Genomic DNA, 18,167 nt, shown 5'->3' with positions numbered 1-18,167 from the left:
CACAAAATTGTGACTTTTCATCATACTTTGCTTTAGTTTCCGGAAAATTGATTGCACTGAATGTCATTATCCGTTACACTAAACGTATCATTCATAGCAACTGGGGTGCCATCACGGCTGAGATAATACCCATTGAACCTGAATCTGGACAATGCCAGCGCAGGGAGCAATGCTTTTATTTGGGGAACCATCAATTCAGACTTAGCCGCCTGCCACCGATAATCGTGGTAGGCGTTTTTTGTCGCTTGGATGCGTGAATGACAAACTACTTTTGGGAGGATTTAACAATGAAATGGGTTAAATCATGGTACTTGAACGATATTATTTTACTGGCACTAATTGGTATTTTCTTTGGTGCCATCTTTATGGGGACTAATTTTGTTTATAACATTTTAAGTGCGGCCCTGACACCATTTGGTCTAAGCGGTCTGGCTAATGAACTACTACTTGGCTTATGGTGCATGCCCGGCATGTTAGCTGGCTACCTCATTCGACTAAAGGGTTCGGCAACGCTAGGTGAGCTCCTCGCAGCAACCGTCGAAATGTTTTTCGGTGGTCAATGGGGAATCACCACATTGATTTCTGGTGTCGTGCAAGGATTTGGGGCCGAACTAGGTTATATCGTCACTGGCTACAAACACTATGACTGGTTAGGCTTAACGGCTGCGGCCGCAACAACTACTGTGGTCACCTTTGGCTGGGACCTTGCCCGTAATGGTTACTATAAATTACAGCTATGGCTCTTGATTTTATACGTGGTCGTTCGCTTTATTTCGATGTTTGTTTTCGGGGGTCTGTTAACTAAAACCATCACGGACCTACTTGATCGCAGTCATGTTTTAAAATCAACGCATTAATACACTTTATAAAATGGAGGCTTTCTCGAATGGCTAGTATCGCGCTGAATAATTTAACTTACACCTATCCACAGGCGTCGACACCCATTCTGGATCGCGTTAACCTAACACTACCACGGCAAAGCTTCATCCTATTGACAGGGCCATCGGGAACAGGTAAGTCGACGCTCCTAAAGCTGATTGCAGGCTTACTACCCCTGACTCCAGATTACGGCACCATTACCTTTGATGGTCAGTCATTAACTGCTAGCACCGCTAATCAGCGCGCTCAGCACGTTGCCATGATGTTTCAGAATCCTAATCAGCAGTTTGCCATGGATACCGTTGAAAATGAACTAATTTTCGCACTTGAGAACTTACAAGTGCCCCGTGACCAAATACCGGCCCGCTTACTTAGTGCGCTTGACTTTGTTGGTATCCGAAATTTACAGTCACGACTATTAAATCATTTATCCGGTGGCGAGAAACAGAAAGTGGCCCTTGCAATCATTGTCGCTATGGATAGCGATGTCATCCTACTAGATGAGCCCTTTGCCAGTGTCGATCCGACCGCACGAGCCGTCTTGTTAGACCGACTCGTGGAACTACGCAATCAACATGGGAAGACAATCATCTTGGCGGATCATGACCTAACAGGTTACGAACAGCTCGTCGATCAAGTCGTCCAAATCAAGGACCAGCACTTACAGCTCATTGATCGCACCACTTGGTCTGAGTTATTTGCAGCCTTTACTGAGCAGCCACAACGGTCATGGTCAGCACCGCAACGCGTTGAACGCCCTTGTTTTCAACTTGATCACGTCACTTTACAGGCAGGTGATCGTCAACTATTAGTACCGACAACGCGTCAATTGTTAGCACAACACAATACGCTGATCACGGGTCCTAACGGTAGCGGTAAATCCACGTTATTTGAAGCCCTCGTCCGTCTGCACCCTTATACTGGCGAAATTCGTTACGAAGGGACACCTATCGACAAGCTAAAACGCAAACGCTATGCTCGCCACGTCGCCTTGCTTTTTCAGGACGCTGAGACCCAGTTTTTAAACATCACGGTCGCTGAAGAACTGGCTCAAAGTAAACGCTATGCGTATGGCGACTACTTTACCGCAGACCGTATTCAAACGGCCTTAGTGCAACTCAACTTATCCGGTCGTGATGAACAAGTCATCTATACTTTGAGTGAGGGACAGAAAAAGAAACTACAAATTCTGCTCATGTTAATCATGCAGTCACCAGTTCTACTCATGGATGAACCCTTAAAAGGGCTAGATTTGCATTCGATCAATGCCCTGGTCGCGTTATTACAGACCACCCAAGCGGCAACTAAGCAGACGCTGATTATTATTAGTCACCAGTTAACCGGCCTGATGCCATTGATTGACTATCAGCTACACTTTGAAAATCACCATTTAGATTGGGTGGTGCGATCATGAATCCTAGCATGAAATTATTATTACTACTCATCATTGCGCTAGAAATTTCATTCACGACAATTGTAAGTTTGAACGTGGCACTGATTATTCTGGCACTGATTTACCTGCTCGGTCACCGAACGCGGCTTCGAACATTAGGGTGGTTGCTACTCATTCCGTTGCTACCAGCAATTGGACTTTGGAGTACCCAGTACATTAACGGTAGCGGTGACAAGACTTTGATGGCCTGGGTCCTGTTCACACGAATCTATGCGTTTGTTTTTACGGGCGCTACTTTTACGCTCACGACTGACGTCTTACAATTAACCGATTCGCTTGAGCAAAACTGGCATTTACCCGCCAAATTTTCATATGGCGTCCTCGCCGCGTATAACTTGGTACCACGGATTCAGCACGAAGTTCAAGTGATTCGGGCTGCTGGTCTGATGCGTGGGCAGGTCCTGTCCTTCTGGTCGCCACAGCTCTACTTTAAAGCAATTTTGGTCTCTATCAATTGGTCGCAGAACCTTGCCCGGGCCATGCGCTCCCATGGCTTTGTCGAAGATGCACCCCGCACTCACTATCGTCAGATTCCACTGACTAAGTTGGATTGGACCATTGTGATTAGCGGCGGCTTGCTTTTACAAGTCGGCGCCTTCGTCATTCCGTGGCGCTAGTGGTCTCATTCACTGAATAAACACTAAATTAAAACAGGTTTTCTCAATTATGAGAAAACCTGTTTTTGGGTAATATTCCCCACTTAGGTCGGGACACAACAATAACAAGTTGACCTTAATTCATGCTTTCAGCCGATCAATTTGTTGCCGTAACGCCTGAATAGCAGCTGTAGAAGACGTCGGGTCTGCCATTAATTGATCATACTTGAACTGAAGTACTGCTAAGTCAGCTTCTACCGGTTGCGGCGCTTTAACAACTTTGTCAGGATCAACTAATTGGTGCGTCTCGAATTGCAACACCCGAGTAGCAACGGCCTGGCGAAACGGTTCATCATGTGAAACAAAAATTACGGTTCCAGGATAATTTTGTAAGTAATCGGCCAACGCATCCAGCGCGTCCACATCCAAATAATTGGTTGGTTCATCTAACATTAAAACGTTATATTGACCGACTAAAATACAAATTAGCTGTAATTTAACTAGTTCACCACCACTTAACGCCGATACTAGTTGCGGATAAAATCGTGCTGGCAGGCCCAACGCGCCCATGACGTTACGGATCGTTTGATCCGGTAACTGACTGACTTGCCGCACCGTTTGCCACACTGACTGTTTACCGTCGAGCACTGTCATATCTTGGTTGAATACTCCGACTCGTGCCGCCGGAGCCAATCGTAATCCTGACACCCGGCCACCTAAAATTGCACGCAGTAATGTGGTCTTACCGCTACCGTTGGGCCCCACGATAGCGACCCGATCATGTGGCCTGATTTGAAAGTCAGCGTGTGCTAACAACGTTTTTCCATATTCAGCCAATGTGACATTAAGACCAGTTACCACGGTCTTACCTGTAAACGTCGGAAAATCTGTCGCGACTAACTTAAAGCCTGAAGTCGTAAAGGGCTTAGCAACTTGCGGTTCCCGTTGTCCTCGGGCGACCATGCGTTTAGCCGTTCGTTCCATCTTGGCCGCAGTAGCTTCCCTAGTCGCTTTCGTCTTGGCACGCTCTACTTGCGACATTCGCCGATTGCCTTTTCGAATCCGCTGGGCTTTTTCATTACGTTGACGCTGCGCTACTAGTAACTCACGCTGATGAGTGTTTTGGCGCTGATACGCGGCTTCCTGAGTTGCGAGTTGCTGCGCTTTTACCGTCTGATAATATGCGTAATTGCCTGCATATGCGGTGAATTTTTGGTGTTCAACCGCCCAAGTCTGTGTCGTCACAGCATTTAATAATTGCCGATCATGTGAAATCAACAACAGCAACCCACGAAAACGTTGTAACTGATTAATAAGCCATTGCTGATGTGTTTTATCCAAATTAGATGACGGTTCATCTAGAATTAAAATTGTTGGCCGGGCGCTCAAAGCCTGCCGAATTCTGGTTAGCATAGCTTGACCACCACTTTGGTCAAAAGTCGGTGCGATTTGGGCAACATAGCTGACTGGCTCGTCCACCATAATTTGTCCCGTATAATCACGATCAGTACCCGTCAGTAAATGGGCCAGTGTTGATTTACCAGCACCGTTCCGCCCAACCACGCCGATTTTATCCCCGGCATTGGCGACTAATCGGTCAATTGTAAATAGTGGCCGTCCCGCCATATCTTTTTGAATATTTTTTAAATTAATCATTGTCATTAATAAGCATCCCCTTAGTTGCAGGGACTAATTTATGGCACAAAAAAACGTCCTCAAAATGAGAACGCTGGCAATTGATTCCACCAGCACCCTAATTAATCCCAAAACGGACAGTCCACCCCTATCGCTAGGCATGGCTCTGTTCAGTTACTAGAATTAATTAGTTGCGCATTGGCTGAATACCTCGTGTTTTATAAGTTACTTTGTAGATTAGCATGTTTAATTTCAATTTGCAAGAACCATTGTTTTTTAAAAGTTTTTTCAGTAAACTAAAATTACTTTCAGAAAGCAGGTGTCAGCTTGAAAAAGATCATTGCAATTACCGGCTTCGCAATGCTAGGTGGTGGTCTCCGGGAGGGGCTTAGTTTGCTCGTCACTTGGCCACAGCATTTCTGGATAACGTGTCTGATTAATATTGTGGGAGCATTTGTTCTTAGCCTGATTACTAACTTGTTACCAGCGCGGTTACCCGTCTCTGAAGATATTGTTATCGGTATGAGTGTCGGGTTCGTTGGTAGCTTTACTACTTTTTCCACCTTCACTTTTGAAACGCTACAATCGTTTCAAAGTGGTCATAGCGTTTTAGCTTTAAGTTATGTCGCTGCTAGCTTAGGGTTGGGTTTGCTAGCGGGGCTAGCTGGAAACTTCCTTAGCACCTATTGGCTACCAAAGGAGGAATTTTAATGTTAGTCCTAGTCGGATTGGCCGGTGCCGGCGCAGCTGTAGGGGCCTTAAGTCGTTACGGCATCATGCGCTTAGCACTACCTCTCAATCGATGGCCGTTACCAATTGCCACGTTATTTATCAATCTAACCGGCGCTTTATTGCTCGGTTGGATTTTAACCAGCTCATTACCGCCCAACTGGCAGATTTTTCTAGGAACTGGGATTATGGGTGGCTATACGACTTTTTCAACAATGATCAACGAACTCGTGTTGCTCGGCCGTAACCACCATCAACGGGTCGCCTGGGAATACTTTGGCTTGAGTCTCGTCGGTGGCCTAGTCATGGTTTATCTCGGAACTTTAATCTAACTCAAAAAACAGGAAGTCTCACAAAACTAACTGAGATTTCCTGTTTTTGTTCAATGACTATTTAGTTCCAACAAGCCGCCTTTACGGCTAGCGTGCCGATGACACTAGTTTTAACAACGCTCATCTTTATCTTTCAAATTACGTGGTGGCATTTCCGAATAATGCAACGCCGGCAATCGCCACGACGATCAGGCCTAACCATAATGCGATTTTAAATAAAAACAACCCAATCACAATCATGAACACCCAACCGATAATTTTAAAACCAATTTTAAAGATAACTTTGAGCAACCATAAACCAATTACTAAAGCAATCAATAAACCGATCATCTATGCGCTCTGCGAAGAGAGCTTCCCTCCTTACAAGTCCCATCATGGGTACCTTGCCAGTTAGTATAGCACGCGCTATACAGCGGCAGACTGATTGCAGTCGTAAATTAAGAGAAGCTTAATTTTGCAACGCCGCAACTTGTCGCACCATCGCTAATTCTTCGTTAGTTGGGATCAACATCACTTTAATCTTGGAATCTGCGCCACTGATGAGTCCTTCTTGACCCGCTTCATTTAATTTCGGATCCAGGGTCACACCAAAGATGCTCAGTTCATCAATAATTTGCTGGCGCAAGGTCGCATTATGCTCGCCAATGCCGCCCGCAAAAATCAGCGCATCCGCCCGTTTTAATTCTGTCAAATAGCTACCGGCATACTTAACAATCCGATTGACAAAAATTTCAACAGCTAGTTGGGCTTGGGGATTCGTGGCTTCTTGCGCACGGATTTCACGCATATCTGGTGAAATTCCTGAGATTCCTAACAACCCAGACTGATTGTTAAGCATCATCATGATTTCATTCGGATCATCGATCTTTAAAGCTTTCATGAGGAATGGCAATACGGCCGGATCAACGTCACCCGCGCGCGTTCCCATTGTGACACCCGTTAATGGCGTAAAGCCCATCGATGTGTCGAAGGCCCGGCCATTTTTTACGGCAGCTAATGACGCGCCACTACCTAAGTGTAACGTCACCAGGTTGAGGTCATCTTTCGGCTTAGCCAGCAGTTCTGCAGCCCGACCGGTTAAGTAACCATGCGAGATACCATGTTCACCGTAACGGCGAATATGGTATTTTTGGGTCAATTCATATGGCAAACTGTAAATTGCATTCATTTCTGGTAAATCGGTAAAGAATTGACTATCAAATACCGCGTACTGTTTAACGGTCGGTAAAGCCTGAGCCATCGTCTCAATACCACGTGCCTCCATCGGATTATGCAATGGTGCAAAGTCACTAAGCCCCTTAATGGCCTCGAGTACCGCTGGCGTCACTTCAACTGCTTGCTTGAACGTTTCGCCACCCGCAACGACTCGGTGAGCAACTGCCGTAATTTCCGTTAATGAGTCAATAATTGCTAATCGCTGTAATTCAGCCAATAACATCTCCGCCGCATGATTTTGATCTAAATTATCGACTGTCGTTTCAAACTTTTGATGGTCACCATACTTGATGGTGAAAATTGAACCGGGCATACTAATCCGTTCAACGAGACCACTAGCAACCACCGTTTCAGCAGGCATAGCAAATAATTGCCATTTCAATGATGAACTACCTGCGTTAATAATTAATGTTTTTTGCATTTCTCAATCAACTCCCATGTAATAGAATACCGAACTTTTCTGAAAATTGCTCAACTTTTTTCAATCGTGTCATTTGACATCTTAATTCATTCGCTAGTCCCAATCTTCCACTGTTAACTAACCAGAACATGTTATTATTAAGACGTTAACTTTTACAGATTAGAGGAACCCAATTAATGACGACCACAACCGATGTCGACCTAGTCCAAACTGGATTAGCGCACTTAATTCACCACACGCGTAAACAAATCGAATCATTAACTAAAGCATTAGACCACCTGCCTGATGTCAGTGATTTGCAACTCAAGGGCACGTTATTGAAGACGTATGCTAGCCAGATCGAGGGGCACCATCATTTCGTCGAATTGCCCGACTATCAAGGCCACCAACTCAGTATTAAACTCGATATTAAAAAATCAATTATTGAAAATGCCGAGGATTATTTTCATCGTTATCACAAAAGCAAACGCGGTCAAGCGACCGTTCAACAAAATTTGGCGACGGCCAAGACCGAACTATACCAGCAATTAGCAACTCAAGCAGCTTTCGACCCTAATGATCCACAAGCGGTCGCCGCGCTTAAGCAAACACTGATTGCTGCGGGCGCGATTCATACCCACGTTTTACACTCATCTAAGGCCCCAACACCCGCCCATCCCCGCCGCTTTTACACGCACGACCACGTGCTGGTTGAAGTTGGTAAAAATAGTCGTCAAAACGACCACCTAACATTGACGGCCCGTAAAGATTACTACTGGATGCACGCGGGTGGTGAAATTCCCGGTTCACACGTGGTTATTCACAGTAATCATCCGAGTGAACAAACCTTGCAGGAAGCGGCCGTACTGACGGCCTATTACAGTAAGGGTCGTCAGATGAACCGCGTACCTGTTGATGTGCTCACCGTTGGCCAGATGCGTAAACCCAAGGGTGCTAAGGCTGGGCTTGTCACCTTTAGTGGTCCTGCACGCACGATCACCGTTGTCCCTGATGCTACTTTAGCTACTGAATTACGTGACCAGGAAGATATTCACCATGACGCCGATTGAGACCTATATTGCTAACACACCACAAGCCTATCAATCGCAATTAATAGCCTTACAGCAAACCATTGCAACGGTCTTACCAGAGGCGCAAGAGCAGTTAAAGTACCAGATGCCGACCTTCTATTGGCACGAAAACGTCATCCATTTTGCTTTATTCAAACATCACTTTGGCTTGTACCCAACGCCAAGTGCAATTGAGACTTTTCATGATCAATTAATCACCTATAAAACAAGCAAAGGGGCCATCCAGTTTCCGCTGGATCAGCCCCTACCACTTGAATTGATTACTGCTATTACCGAATTCCGTCGTCACGAAATCATAGCGAAATACGACCTTTAGGATTACCGCTGCCACCAAGACTGTTTAAGAAAATCAATGGCGGTTACGTCACTCAACGCAATCGGCTTAACGACTCCCGCTTGCTGATTCAAAAAAAGCTGCTGGTCGTCCACAGCCGCAATTAAGCCACTCGGCTGATGACCATCACTTAAAGTTAACCGAACCACGCAGTTTAACTCATAAGCTTGCAATAACGACGCTTCAATTGGTTTCAGCTGTTCCATTAGATCACCTCATCGAAATAGTAGCTCCATCATAGCACATTTTTAGAACGTACGTTCGATAAAAACTATTACATTTTGATGACGTTGATAAACCGGTCACTTGTACCAATCAGTAATTTCACCAGCTAACTAATTATGCCGTTAACTACCGAGGTTACCGAACATTCGCCCAAATTATTTTAAAATTGCCCGGATTCGGTCAGTTGAAGTTAGCGCACGGCTATGGCTCAGTTCAAAACATGACCGTCATTAAATTCAAAAACCGCCAGCTTAGAATAAGTCTCGTATTTGAGACTGGGCGGGTTCGGGCTCAAATCGATGTCGGTTTACGTTCCAGCAATTGTCGCTCCGCCCCGGAGGTCGGAAATAGGGCGATTATTGCTGAAGAACAGGAGTCTACCTAACGAGCCTAAGAGTGAGCTATTTTTGACCTTAATAAACAGGACGCGCTAATAAAAAGGCCACTCCCCGGCATATTGGGGGAGTGGCCTTTAATGCAATTTACTTTAGAATCGCGGTAATAGCTTTTACTTCATCATCACTAAAGGTTAAATTGTGCGTTGCTTCAAGATTAGCGTGCAAGTGGTCGACATTGGTCGTACCAATGATGACGCTCGTGACGACCTGTGACCGTAGTAGCCAAGCCAAAGCCATTTGGGCCAAGGTTTGTCCCCGTTGCTCAGCGATTCTGTTCAGGGCATTCAACTGATTGACAACGGCTGCAGTCCCCTGATCAAATAAATATTTATTCGTTCGATGAATCGGAAAATCGGCTGGAATTCCTTGTAAGTAGCGCTGCGTCAATAATCCTTCAGCTAATGGACCATATGCCACCAAGCCCGCATTATGCTGGCCGAGATAGTCAATCAGGCCCGCTGTTTGAGCCTGTTGATTCAACATGTTATATGAGTACTGATTAACCGTAAACGGCGTGTGCATCTCATTGAAATACTTAATCATCGTTGCCGTTTGGTCGCGGTCATAATTTGAAATTCCGACATACAACGCCTTCCCCTGACGAACCAACTGGTCAAGGGCTGCGGCAGTTTCATACAAATCGATGTTAGGGTCTGGACGATGTGAGTAGAAAATGTCGACGTAATCTAAATGCATTTGCTTAAGACTACGATCCAATGAACTGATCAACGTTTTGCGTGAGCCGAAAGCCCCATACGGCCCTGACCAGGCCGGATATCCGGCTTTAGTCGTGATGACGAGCTCATCACGATACGGCTTTAAATCTCGTTGCATAATTTGTCCGAACGTCCGCTCTGCCGATCCCTTCGATGGTCCATAATTATTTGCTAAATCAAAGCTAAAGACGCCATGATCAAAGGCATCTAGAACCACTTTTCGTGAATTGGCAAACGGCGCTTCATCCCCAAAATTTCGCCATAACCCTAACGAGACAACGGGTAATTGTAGCCCCGTCTTACCCACGCGTCGAATCGGTAATTCGTCATAGCGCGTTGATGCTGCTGAATATGTCATCATTACTCACCTCATCTAATTTTTGAATACTATTTATATTATACCGCGCCTGTAATATTGGTACTGATCAAACGCTTAAGCGGATACAAAAAGGCGATCCTCGCCAAATGCTAGGACCACCTCACTTAGGAGTTTATATGTGATGTCTGCTGTTGCTGCCTAATTAGACTTTGATTTGAAATAAGGTTCAACAGTGCGTGGCTATTTCAAACCACCATCTATTGTAGCCCGGAATCGCCCGTTCGTTAAGTCATTGCGCGTCAGAATTGAGGTAGGCGGTTATAATATGCTAAATATTGGCGACCATGGACAGCATCCACCATTACTTTAGTGACGCTCGTATTAGCTGGTTCCGGTAAGCTCATCGGATCGGTCGGCTTTAGTATCGCTAAGGCCATGGCTTTGACGGTAAAACCATGGGTCACGACAATGATCTGCTCGTCTGGATGGGCTTGTGCTGTTGTCTTCAAAAATGCCGCTACCCGTTGTTGCACGTGCTCAAAAGTCTCGCCATCCGTCGCAACCTCCACGTAGCTTGGCAAAACGTCCTGTAAAAGTGGATCAAAGTACTGCGGATAGGCCGCTAGCAACTGATCATTATCCTGTCCATCCCACTGTCCGTATGAAATTTCCAATAACCGCTCGTCCTGGCTAACAGGTAGTTGCCGACCTTGATTCAAAATCGCCGCCGTGGCCTGGGTTCGGTCAAGCGGGCTACAAATCAACCGGTCCGCGAAGCTAATATCAAACGTATCGTGCAACGTTTGCGCTTGCTGCTTGCCAACCGAATTCAAATGCGTGACGGCTGTATTAATCGTGCCTTGTTTTAAATTTTGTGCGTTGGCCGCTGTTTGTCCATGTCGTACCACGTAAAAGGTTGTCATCGTGCACCTCCAAGATTAAATTATTATTAATAATACTAATTGTGCCACAGTCTTTTCTCATTATCTAGCTTGACAAATGGTTACGTGCTTGCTAAATTAATACCAACGCAATTAACCGACTGGTGCCAACACCAGTTTAACGAAGGAGTGTCCAACTGATGGTTCTAACTAATCCTATCAATCATCATATCAGTTCCTCCTGGTCTACACACCCATCTGTGTCGGCCTAATTTTGCGTACGCAAATCAGCCTGAGCACGGATGCTAAGACATTCGCTACCAGGTGGAATTGCTTAATCTCGTTATTATCCGTCCTGGTAGTCGAAACCGACTGCGAGGACTTTTTTATTACCTTGATTAAACTACTGAAAGCGAGGATTTTTCATGCCAATTTATAATTTTTCTGCTGGGCCAGCCGTTCTACCACAACCAGTCATCACTCAAATTCAAGCGGAGCTACCATCATTTCGAGACTCCGGCATGAGCATTTTAGAGATCTCACATCGCTCCGATTTATTTGCGCAAGTCCTTCAAGATGCCGAACAAGATCTTCGCGATTTAATGGCCATTCCTGACAACTATCACGTGCTCTTCTTTCAAGGCGGGGGCACGCTACAATTCACAGCTGCGCCACTAAATCTGGCGCCTCATCATCGTATCGGGTTGCTTGACAGCGGTCACTGGGCACAACGCGCCGCCGATGAAGCTAAACGGGTCGGTACTAAAGTCACGATACTGGGGAGTAGCGCTGCCAACCATTTTAACCAACTGCCAACGGTCGTCCAGCCCATCGATCAATCCCTCGATTATATTCATCTTACAACTAATAATACTATTGAAGGAACCATGATGACGCGCCTGCCAGTTACGGGTCAAGTACCACTGGTAGCCGACATGTCATCAAACTTTTTAGGTGAACCTTACCAAGTCAGCGATTTTGGGCTCATCTTTGCTGGTGCTCAGAAGAATCTGGGTCCCGCTGGTTTGACAATCGTCATTGTCCGTGATGATTTAATTGGTCAAGTCGCCAACCTGCCAAGCATGCTGGATTACCAGCTATTCGCGGCTAAAGATTCGATGTTCAACACGCCGCCTGTTTTTGCTATTTACGCCGCGGGTCTCGTACTCAAGTGGCTAAAGGCCCAAGGCGGGCTCAGCACAATGACTGCTCGCAATCACGCTAAAGCCGCCTTACTCTATGATTTCTTAGACCAGTCACAATTATTTACTAATCCAGTCAAGACCAGCGACCGTTCGACCATGAACGTTCCATTCGTCACAGGTCAGGCCGACCTCGATGCCGCAGTCATTCAAGGTGCCCGTGAGCACGGGTTATTAAACCTAAAGGGTCACCGCTTAGTTGGCGGTATGCGTGCCAGTCTCTATAACGCCATGCCGTTAGCCGGTGTTCAGGCATTAGTTGACTATCTAGCTGCTTTTGAAGCACACCATCGTTAATCAAGGAGGATATTTATGTATCAAGTTAAAACCTATAACGCCATCGCCCCAGCCGGCCTCAACACGTTTACTGCTGATTACACGCTCAATCAATCTGAGCATCCGGATGCTTACTTAATTCGCTCGGTCAACCTACATACCGAGACATTACCGTCATCGTTGAAAGTCATTGTGCGCGCTGGTGCCGGCGTTAACAACATTCCTATCGATCAGGCAACCGCCAACGGGACTGCAGTTTTCAACACCCCGGGAAGTAACGCTAATGCCGTTAAGGAACTCATCATCGGCCTGCTCATTATGGCATCCCGTAATCTAATAGCTGCAACGACCTATTCGGCCCAGCATACCGAAGCTGATATTTCTCAACGCACAGAACACGACAAGACGCAATTTAATGGTATCGAATTAACGGGTAAGACCTTGGCCGTCATCGGACTCGGCCATGTTGGCGCTCTCGTTGCCAATGCAGCATTGAGTCTAGGCATGAATGTAATTGGTTACGACCCCTATCTATCCGCAGATGCCGCTTGGAACATTGCCAAACAAGTCCAGCGAGCGGCCACGCTGCCAGATGCAGTCAAACAAGCTGATTTTGTCACCATCCACGTTCCTAAAAATGCCGACACACTTCATCTGATTAATAAAGATGCGTTAGCCGCCATGCCAAGAGGCGTTCAATTATTTAATTATTCACGGCTGGGCATCGTCGACAATACTGCCGTGATGAATGCGTTAGCCACGGGACAAGTTGCCCACTACTACACCGATTTTGGCGAACCCCAGCTTGCCAACCAATCCGCGGTTACCGTGACACCCCATATTGGTGGCTCGACTATCGAGGCTGAAATCAACGGTGCCACACAAGCTGCGCGCACTATCATGACTTATTTGGAAACCGGTAACGTTCATGCGGCCATCAATCTGCCAGACTTAAACGTCCCGTTCAACGCGGCTTACCGCTTTACAGTCATTCACGAAAATGTGCCTAACATGGTGAGCCAAATCACGGCCAAACTAGCAGCGGCCAACCTCAACATCACTACCATGGCTAACGCCGCTAAGCACCAGATTGCTTACACCATCATTGACGTCGACGACCTACAGCAGCCACAACAAGCCGACCTAATAGCTGAACTGTCTAAAATTCCGGCAGTGAGTCGCGTTCGACTATTAAAACGGGGTAGCGTCGAATGAAGATTGAACACTTACAACACCCGACAACTCACCAACTCGATCAGTTAATGACAATCTGGTTAAGTGGTAATTTAACGGCCCATGACTTTGTCAGTGCCGACTACTGGCGTCAACAAGCCCCCTTAGTACGTGAAGCATTACAATCAGCCGAACTCATTGTCGGACTGACCGACGGACCTGAAGCTTATATTCTGGGCTTTATAGGCTTACAAAACGATTACATTGCCGGAATTTTCATTTGCAATGATGCTCAACATCAAGGTCTGGGGACGGCGCTATTGGCGACTGCCCAAGCTGACCATCATCAATTACAATTAAACGTCTATGTTGCTAATCGCCCAGCCATTGCCTTTTATCACTATCACGGTTTCCGTGTCATTGATCAGGCTAGTGACCAAGCAACCCAGCAACCAGAATATACGCTGCAATGGCAACGTTAGTTTTCTTAATTAAGCCAGTACGATTCTTAACGAGTCGTACTGGCTTTATTTGCTTAATAATATTAATGATTAAAAAAATAATATTGTATTTAATCTAATTTTAATGTATTCTCATCTACATATCATAATCATTTGAAGCAGGGGGTACATATATGCAATGGAAATTATTTGCCACAGTTGCCACGTTAACGGCAACGACCGGCGTTTTACTCGTCGGCTGTGGTCAGTCCTCATCCAGTTCAAGCAATGCCGGCAACACAACGGCCAAAATGGCCAAGACTCAAGTCCTCAATTGGTCGGAAAACGGCCAGGATTTGACCACCCTTGACCCGTCCTTAGCCACTGATGTTATCAGTGGGACGATGATCAGTAATTCGCAAGAAGGTTTGTATCGATTAGGTAAAAACAGTAAGGTCACACCAGGTATTGCCACTAAAACGACCGTGTCCAAAGATAAAAAGACTTATACTTTTACCCTGCGTAAAAATGCCAAATGGAGTAATGGCGATCAAGTGACCGCACAAGACTTTGTGTATGGCTGGCGTCGTACAGTTAATCCGAAGACGGCTTCCCAATACGCCTACTTATATTCCGGTATCAAAAATGCTGACAAAATCGTCAGCGGCAAAGCCAAGACTAGTACCTTGGGCATCAAGGCCGATGGTAAGTATAAGCTGACCGTCAAACTTGAAAAGCCCATGCAGTATTTCAAATTATTGATGGGTTTCGTGGTCTTCTTCCCGCAAAACCAGCACGCGGTGGAAAAATACGGAAAGGACTACGGGACCAGTTCCAGCAAGATGGTTTACAACGGGCCATTCAAGATGACTGGTTGGAAAGGGACCAACTCAACCTGGACACTTAAGCGCAATCCTAATTACTGGGATAAAAAACACGTTTACTTAACTAAGATCAAAGACCAAGTCGTGAAGTCGACGACGACAGCCTTTAACCTCTTCCAGAGTAATAAGCTCGACATGGCAACGTTATCTGGACAACAAGTCAAGAACGAAAAGAATAATAACAAACTGGTCATCCGTAAGTCTTCACGTCTAAATTACTTGGAATTCAATCAAAAGAAGGTGAAGTTACTCGCCAATAAGAAGATTCGTCAAGCAATGTCACTGACTTTGAATCGTAAGCAGTTGGTCAACGATGTCCTCGGCGATGGTTCCGTCACTCCAAAGGGCTTTGTTACGACCGGACTTGCTACTGATCCAACGACTGGTAAGGACTTTGCCACCGAAAATACGGGTAAATCAGCTGTTACTCAGGACACCACCAAAGCTAAAAAGCTCTGGAAACAAGGACTAAAAGAAACCGGCAAGAAGTCGGTTACCTTAACGTTAACTCATGACGATACAGATCAGATGAAGGCCCTCGCTGAATACGTTCAGGGACAATTGGAAAAGGAGTTACCGGGACTTAAAGTGCAAAGTGTCACCGTTCCTTATAAGACGAGAATTTCCCGAGAAATTGCGGGTAATTTCCAGCTGGTCATCTCCGCATGGCAAGCCGACTTTGCTGATCCAGTTTCAGACCTCGGTATCATGACATCAACTAACGATTACAACTTTGGTAAGTGGACCAACAAGACTTTCGATAGTGCTATCAACACAGCAAATAGTACAACCAGTACAACGAAGCGTTGGCAAGCACTCGCAACCGCTGAAAAGACGATGGCGACGGATCAAGGGGTCGCACCGCTCTCACAAAACGTCATCGCACAAATGGTCAACCCTAAGCTGAAAGGCCTAGTCTACAACACGGCGGGCATTAACTATAACTTCAAGAGTGCCTATATGGACAAATAAGGTGACCTAACTAGCATCGCCTCACGTCAAACTACCCTTAAATCGCACAATAAAAGGTATCGTAGCAACAAACTACGGTACTTTTTTTGTGTTCCTTGACACATTTTGCGGCTGTTAATTACTTTAATTATTAGAATCAAAACATTGATTTTAATCTTGCTTTAATGTATTCTCGTGACCATTCAAGTTGGGGGGAAGTTTTACTATGAAATGGAAAGTAATGTTGACAACTGCTACTGCGGCCGCATCGACCGGCCTTTTGTTAGCTGCCTGTAGTCAAGGTCAGTCCAAGTCAGATAATGCGGGGAACTTACGCGCGGGAATGGCACAAAAGCAAGTCTTGAACTGGTCAGAAAATGGCTCCGAACTAACGACTTTGGATACTTCGCTAGTCACCGATTCGATCAGTGCCAATATGATCAATAACACGATGGAGGGCCTCTACCGTATTGGCAATAATAATAAAATCACACCGGGCATTGCGACCCATACTGTCATTTCCAAAGATAAAAAAACTTATACGTTCACATTGCGCAAAGACGCCAAGTGGAGCAACGGCGATCCCGTAACCGCTCAAGATTTCGTTTATAGTTGGCGGCGAACCATCGATCCCAAGACCGCTTCGCAATATGCTTATCTTTATTCTGGTATCAAGAATGCCGACCAAATCACCAATGGTAAAGCTAAAGCCAATAGTTTAGGAATTAAAGCTGACGGTAAATACAAGCTAACCGTGACACTTGATAAACCCATGGCTTATTTTAAACTCCTAATGGGCTTTGCCATCTTCTTCCCGCAGAACCAACACGCCGTACAGAAATACGGCAAGGACTATGGGACAACGGCCACCAAGATGGTCTACGATGGGCCGTTTACCATGAAGGGCTGGAAAGGCACTAATACGACATGGTCCCTGAACCGCAATCCTAAATATTGGGATAAAAAACACGTTTACTTAGAAAAGATCAATGACCAAGTCGTTAAGTCAACCACGACCGGATTCAACTTATTCCAGAGCAACAAACTCGACATGGCCACCCTGAGCGGCGAACAAGTCAAAAACGAAAAGAATAATCCCAAGTTAGTGCTCCGTAAGACATCCCGTCTGAACTACCTCGAGTTTAATCAGAAAAAGGTGCCCGCGCTAGCTAATGCCAAGCTCCGGCAAGCGATGTCCTTAACTATTGACCGGCACCAACTTGTCACGGACGTACTAGCGGATGGCTCAGCAGTTCCAAAGGGCTTTGTCACCACCGGGCTCGCAACCGATCCAACGACTGGTGAAGATTTCGCTACTGAAAATGCAGTTAGTGCGGCGACAACTCAAGACACCGCTAAGGCCAAGAAACTGTGGGCAGAAGGATTAAAAGAAACCGGCAAAAAGTCATTAACCTTAACGCTTACGCACGATAATATTGACCAAACCAAAGAGACGGCCGAATATGTTCAGGGACAGCTAGAAAAGGAACTACCCGGTTTGAAGATTACCGATATTACCTTGCCATTCAAAAACCGACTTGCACGTGAAACATCGGGTGATTTCCAACTCGCTATTTCTGGCTGGCAAGCTGACTTCGCCGACCCCATCTCTGACCTAGGCATTCTCACTTCCACGAATGATTACAACTTTGGTAAGTGGAAAAATGCTGATTATGACGCTGCTGTCAAGCAGGCCGAGCAAGCAACTGATCCGACAGTACGCTGGACTGCTCTAGGCAAAGCTGAAAAAATTATTGGGACGGATGAAGGCGTTGCACCATTAACTCAAACAACGCTGGCACAGATGGTCAACCCTAAGTTAAAGGGCCTGATTTATAACACTTCTGGTACCAACTATAACTTCAAAGACGCCTATATGGCAAAATAAACCATCAGATAACTCACAGACGCTCACTAGCAAAGACTAGCGAGCGTTTTTTATATAGTCAAGATATATTTTTAGAATATGCAAGATTATGTTTAAATATTGACAAAATTATATAAAAAGTTTTTAATTAGGGTAAATGAAAGCTGTTTC

Annotated in this window: 18 protein-coding genes and 1 riboswitch; of the genes, 12 read left to right on the top strand and 6 right to left on the bottom strand. The window is 45.7% G+C overall.

Going from position 1 to position 18,167, the window contains the following annotated elements:
- Nucleotides 1-91: 91 nt before the first annotated feature.
- Nucleotides 92-185: riboswitch (TPP riboswitch) on the top strand.
- Between the two features lie 102 nt (nucleotides 186-287).
- Genes MZO41_RS03595 through MZO41_RS03585 form a run of 3 tightly spaced genes read left to right on the top strand, consistent with a single transcriptional unit; the run spans nucleotide 288 to nucleotide 2,949 of the window.
- Nucleotides 288-857 (top strand): ECF transporter S component, encoded by a 570-nt coding sequence (locus MZO41_RS03595; protein WP_003643692.1) that lies wholly within the window; start codon nucleotides 288-290, stop codon nucleotides 855-857.
- Nucleotides 858-886: 29 nt separating this feature from the next.
- Complete coding sequence (locus MZO41_RS03590) at nucleotides 887-2,293, top strand: ABC transporter ATP-binding protein (protein ID WP_013355130.1); 1,407 nt, start codon at nucleotides 887-889, stop codon at nucleotides 2,291-2,293.
- Nucleotides 2,290-2,949 carry an energy-coupling factor transporter transmembrane component T gene (locus tag MZO41_RS03585; RefSeq protein WP_022638576.1) on the top strand — a complete coding sequence of 220 codons (660 nt, stop codon included), beginning with the start codon at nucleotides 2,290-2,292 and terminating at the stop codon, nucleotides 2,947-2,949. The genes MZO41_RS03590 and MZO41_RS03585 overlap by 4 nt, the downstream gene beginning before the upstream one ends.
- A 120-nt stretch (nucleotides 2,950-3,069) precedes the next feature.
- Here MZO41_RS03585 and MZO41_RS03580 read toward each other — a convergent pair whose 3' ends face one another.
- Nucleotides 3,070-4,590: an ABC-F family ATP-binding cassette domain-containing protein gene (locus MZO41_RS03580; RefSeq protein WP_128650870.1), complete on the bottom strand. Its 1,521-nt coding sequence runs from the start codon at nucleotides 4,588-4,590 to the stop codon at nucleotides 3,070-3,072.
- A 300-nt stretch (nucleotides 4,591-4,890) separates the two neighbouring features.
- Between MZO41_RS03580 and MZO41_RS03575 the strand changes: the two genes are divergently transcribed.
- Both MZO41_RS03575 and MZO41_RS03570 read left to right on the top strand, forming a co-directional pair.
- A complete protein-coding gene (locus MZO41_RS03575) occupies nucleotides 4,891-5,274 on the top strand; it encodes a CrcB family protein (protein ID WP_003641806.1) in 384 nt (127 codons plus the stop codon).
- Entirely contained in the window at nucleotides 5,274-5,624 is a 351-nt protein-coding gene (locus MZO41_RS03570; protein WP_003641805.1) for a fluoride efflux transporter FluC, read from the top strand. Before MZO41_RS03575 ends, MZO41_RS03570 begins: the two co-directional genes overlap by 1 nt.
- Before the next feature lie 138 nt (nucleotides 5,625-5,762).
- Here MZO41_RS03570 and MZO41_RS03565 read toward each other — a convergent pair whose 3' ends face one another.
- Both MZO41_RS03565 and MZO41_RS03560 read right to left on the bottom strand, forming a co-directional pair.
- Nucleotides 5,763-5,942: a hypothetical protein gene (locus MZO41_RS03565; RefSeq protein ID WP_015639870.1), complete on the bottom strand. Its 180-nt coding sequence runs from the start codon at nucleotides 5,940-5,942 to the stop codon at nucleotides 5,763-5,765.
- Nucleotides 5,943-6,072: 130 nt separating this feature from the next.
- On the bottom strand, nucleotides 6,073-7,260 hold the full coding sequence (locus MZO41_RS03560; protein WP_013355125.1) for an acetate/propionate family kinase: 1,188 nt from the start codon (nucleotides 7,258-7,260) through the stop codon (nucleotides 6,073-6,075).
- Nucleotides 7,261-7,436: 176 nt separating this feature from the next.
- Here MZO41_RS03560 and MZO41_RS03555 point away from each other — a divergent pair, with 176 nt between their 5' ends.
- Together MZO41_RS03555 and MZO41_RS03550 are read left to right on the top strand one after the other, a co-directional pair.
- Entirely contained in the window at nucleotides 7,437-8,309 is an 873-nt protein-coding gene (locus MZO41_RS03555; protein WP_013355124.1) for an NFACT RNA binding domain-containing protein, read from the top strand.
- Nucleotides 8,296-8,646: an iron chaperone gene (locus tag MZO41_RS03550; protein WP_013355123.1), complete on the top strand. Its 351-nt coding sequence runs from the start codon at nucleotides 8,296-8,298 to the stop codon at nucleotides 8,644-8,646. Before MZO41_RS03555 ends, MZO41_RS03550 begins: the two co-directional genes overlap by 14 nt.
- A 2-nt stretch (nucleotides 8,647-8,648) precedes the next feature.
- Here the strand turns inward: MZO41_RS03550 and MZO41_RS03545 are convergent, their stop codons facing one another.
- From MZO41_RS03545 to MZO41_RS03535, 3 genes are all read right to left on the bottom strand, one after another.
- Nucleotides 8,649-8,870: a hypothetical protein gene (locus MZO41_RS03545; protein ID WP_003641799.1), complete on the bottom strand. Its 222-nt coding sequence runs from the start codon at nucleotides 8,868-8,870 to the stop codon at nucleotides 8,649-8,651.
- Nucleotides 8,871-9,371: 501 nt separating this feature from the next.
- Complete coding sequence (locus tag MZO41_RS03540; protein WP_033099007.1) at nucleotides 9,372-10,361, bottom strand: aldo/keto reductase; 990 nt, start codon at nucleotides 10,359-10,361, stop codon at nucleotides 9,372-9,374.
- Nucleotides 10,362-10,621: 260 nt separating this feature from the next.
- Nucleotides 10,622-11,245 (bottom strand): histidine phosphatase family protein, encoded by a 624-nt coding sequence (locus MZO41_RS03535; RefSeq protein ID WP_003641797.1) that lies wholly within the window; start codon nucleotides 11,243-11,245, stop codon nucleotides 10,622-10,624.
- Nucleotides 11,246-11,628: 383 nt separating this feature from the next.
- Here MZO41_RS03535 and serC point away from each other — a divergent pair, with 383 nt between their 5' ends.
- The 5 genes from serC to MZO41_RS03510 all read left to right on the top strand — a co-directional run bounded on the left by serC (nucleotide 11,629) and on the right by MZO41_RS03510 (nucleotide 18,017).
- A complete protein-coding gene (gene serC, locus MZO41_RS03530; RefSeq protein ID WP_003641796.1) occupies nucleotides 11,629-12,702 on the top strand; it encodes a 3-phosphoserine/phosphohydroxythreonine transaminase in 1,074 nt (357 codons plus the stop codon).
- Between the two features lie 15 nt (nucleotides 12,703-12,717).
- Nucleotides 12,718-13,896, top strand: coding sequence for a phosphoglycerate dehydrogenase (locus tag MZO41_RS03525; RefSeq protein WP_252129643.1), 1,179 nt, complete (start codon nucleotides 12,718-12,720; stop codon nucleotides 13,894-13,896).
- Entirely contained in the window at nucleotides 13,893-14,336 is a 444-nt protein-coding gene (locus tag MZO41_RS03520; RefSeq protein WP_013355120.1) for a GNAT family N-acetyltransferase, read from the top strand. The genes MZO41_RS03525 and MZO41_RS03520 overlap by 4 nt, the downstream gene beginning before the upstream one ends.
- A 152-nt stretch (nucleotides 14,337-14,488) precedes the next feature.
- Nucleotides 14,489-16,150, top strand: coding sequence for a peptide ABC transporter substrate-binding protein (locus MZO41_RS03515; protein WP_013355119.1), 1,662 nt, complete (start codon nucleotides 14,489-14,491; stop codon nucleotides 16,148-16,150).
- Between the two features lie 205 nt (nucleotides 16,151-16,355).
- A complete protein-coding gene (locus MZO41_RS03510; protein ID WP_003646361.1) occupies nucleotides 16,356-18,017 on the top strand; it encodes a peptide ABC transporter substrate-binding protein in 1,662 nt (553 codons plus the stop codon).
- Nucleotides 18,018-18,167 lie beyond the last annotated feature (150 nt).

Source organism: Lactiplantibacillus sp. C232, assembly GCF_023806725.1.
GTDB lineage: Bacteria > Bacillota > Bacilli > Lactobacillales > Lactobacillaceae > Lactiplantibacillus > Lactiplantibacillus plantarum.
This window is presented reverse-complemented; position numbering and strand designations above follow the sequence as displayed.

Bases quoted from the DNA above. Each gene is read 5' to 3' on its own strand.
- MZO41_RS03570 (WP_003641805.1), top strand. From the start codon at position 5,274: ATGTTAGTCCTAGTCGGATTGGCCGGTGCCGGCGCAGCTGTAGGGGCC.
- serC (WP_003641796.1), top strand. From the start codon at position 11,629: ATGCCAATTTATAATTTTTCTGCTGGGCCAGCCGTTCTACCACAACCA.
- MZO41_RS03510 (WP_003646361.1), top strand. From the start codon at position 16,356: ATGAAATGGAAAGTAATGTTGACAACTGCTACTGCGGCCGCATCGACC.
- MZO41_RS03595 (WP_003643692.1), top strand. From the start codon at position 288: ATGAAATGGGTTAAATCATGGTACTTGAACGATATTATTTTACTGGCA.
- MZO41_RS03540 (WP_033099007.1), bottom strand. From the start codon at position 10,361: ATGACATATTCAGCAGCATCAACGCGCTATGACGAATTACCGATTCGA.
- MZO41_RS03535 (WP_003641797.1), bottom strand. From the start codon at position 11,245: ATGACAACCTTTTACGTGGTACGACATGGACAAACAGCGGCCAACGCA.
- MZO41_RS03525 (WP_252129643.1), top strand. From the start codon at position 12,718: ATGTATCAAGTTAAAACCTATAACGCCATCGCCCCAGCCGGCCTCAAC.
- MZO41_RS03585 (WP_022638576.1), top strand. From the start codon at position 2,290: ATGAATCCTAGCATGAAATTATTATTACTACTCATCATTGCGCTAGAA.
- MZO41_RS03555 (WP_013355124.1), top strand. From the start codon at position 7,437: ATGACGACCACAACCGATGTCGACCTAGTCCAAACTGGATTAGCGCAC.
- MZO41_RS03580 (WP_128650870.1), bottom strand. From the start codon at position 4,590: ATGACAATGATTAATTTAAAAAATATTCAAAAAGATATGGCGGGACGG.
- MZO41_RS03520 (WP_013355120.1), top strand. From the start codon at position 13,893: ATGAAGATTGAACACTTACAACACCCGACAACTCACCAACTCGATCAG.
- MZO41_RS03590 (WP_013355130.1), top strand. From the start codon at position 887: ATGGCTAGTATCGCGCTGAATAATTTAACTTACACCTATCCACAGGCG.
- MZO41_RS03560 (WP_013355125.1), bottom strand. From the start codon at position 7,260: ATGCAAAAAACATTAATTATTAACGCAGGTAGTTCATCATTGAAATGG.
- MZO41_RS03515 (WP_013355119.1), top strand. From the start codon at position 14,489: ATGCAATGGAAATTATTTGCCACAGTTGCCACGTTAACGGCAACGACC.
- MZO41_RS03545 (WP_003641799.1), bottom strand. From the start codon at position 8,870: ATGGAACAGCTGAAACCAATTGAAGCGTCGTTATTGCAAGCTTATGAG.
- MZO41_RS03550 (WP_013355123.1), top strand. From the start codon at position 8,296: ATGACGCCGATTGAGACCTATATTGCTAACACACCACAAGCCTATCAA.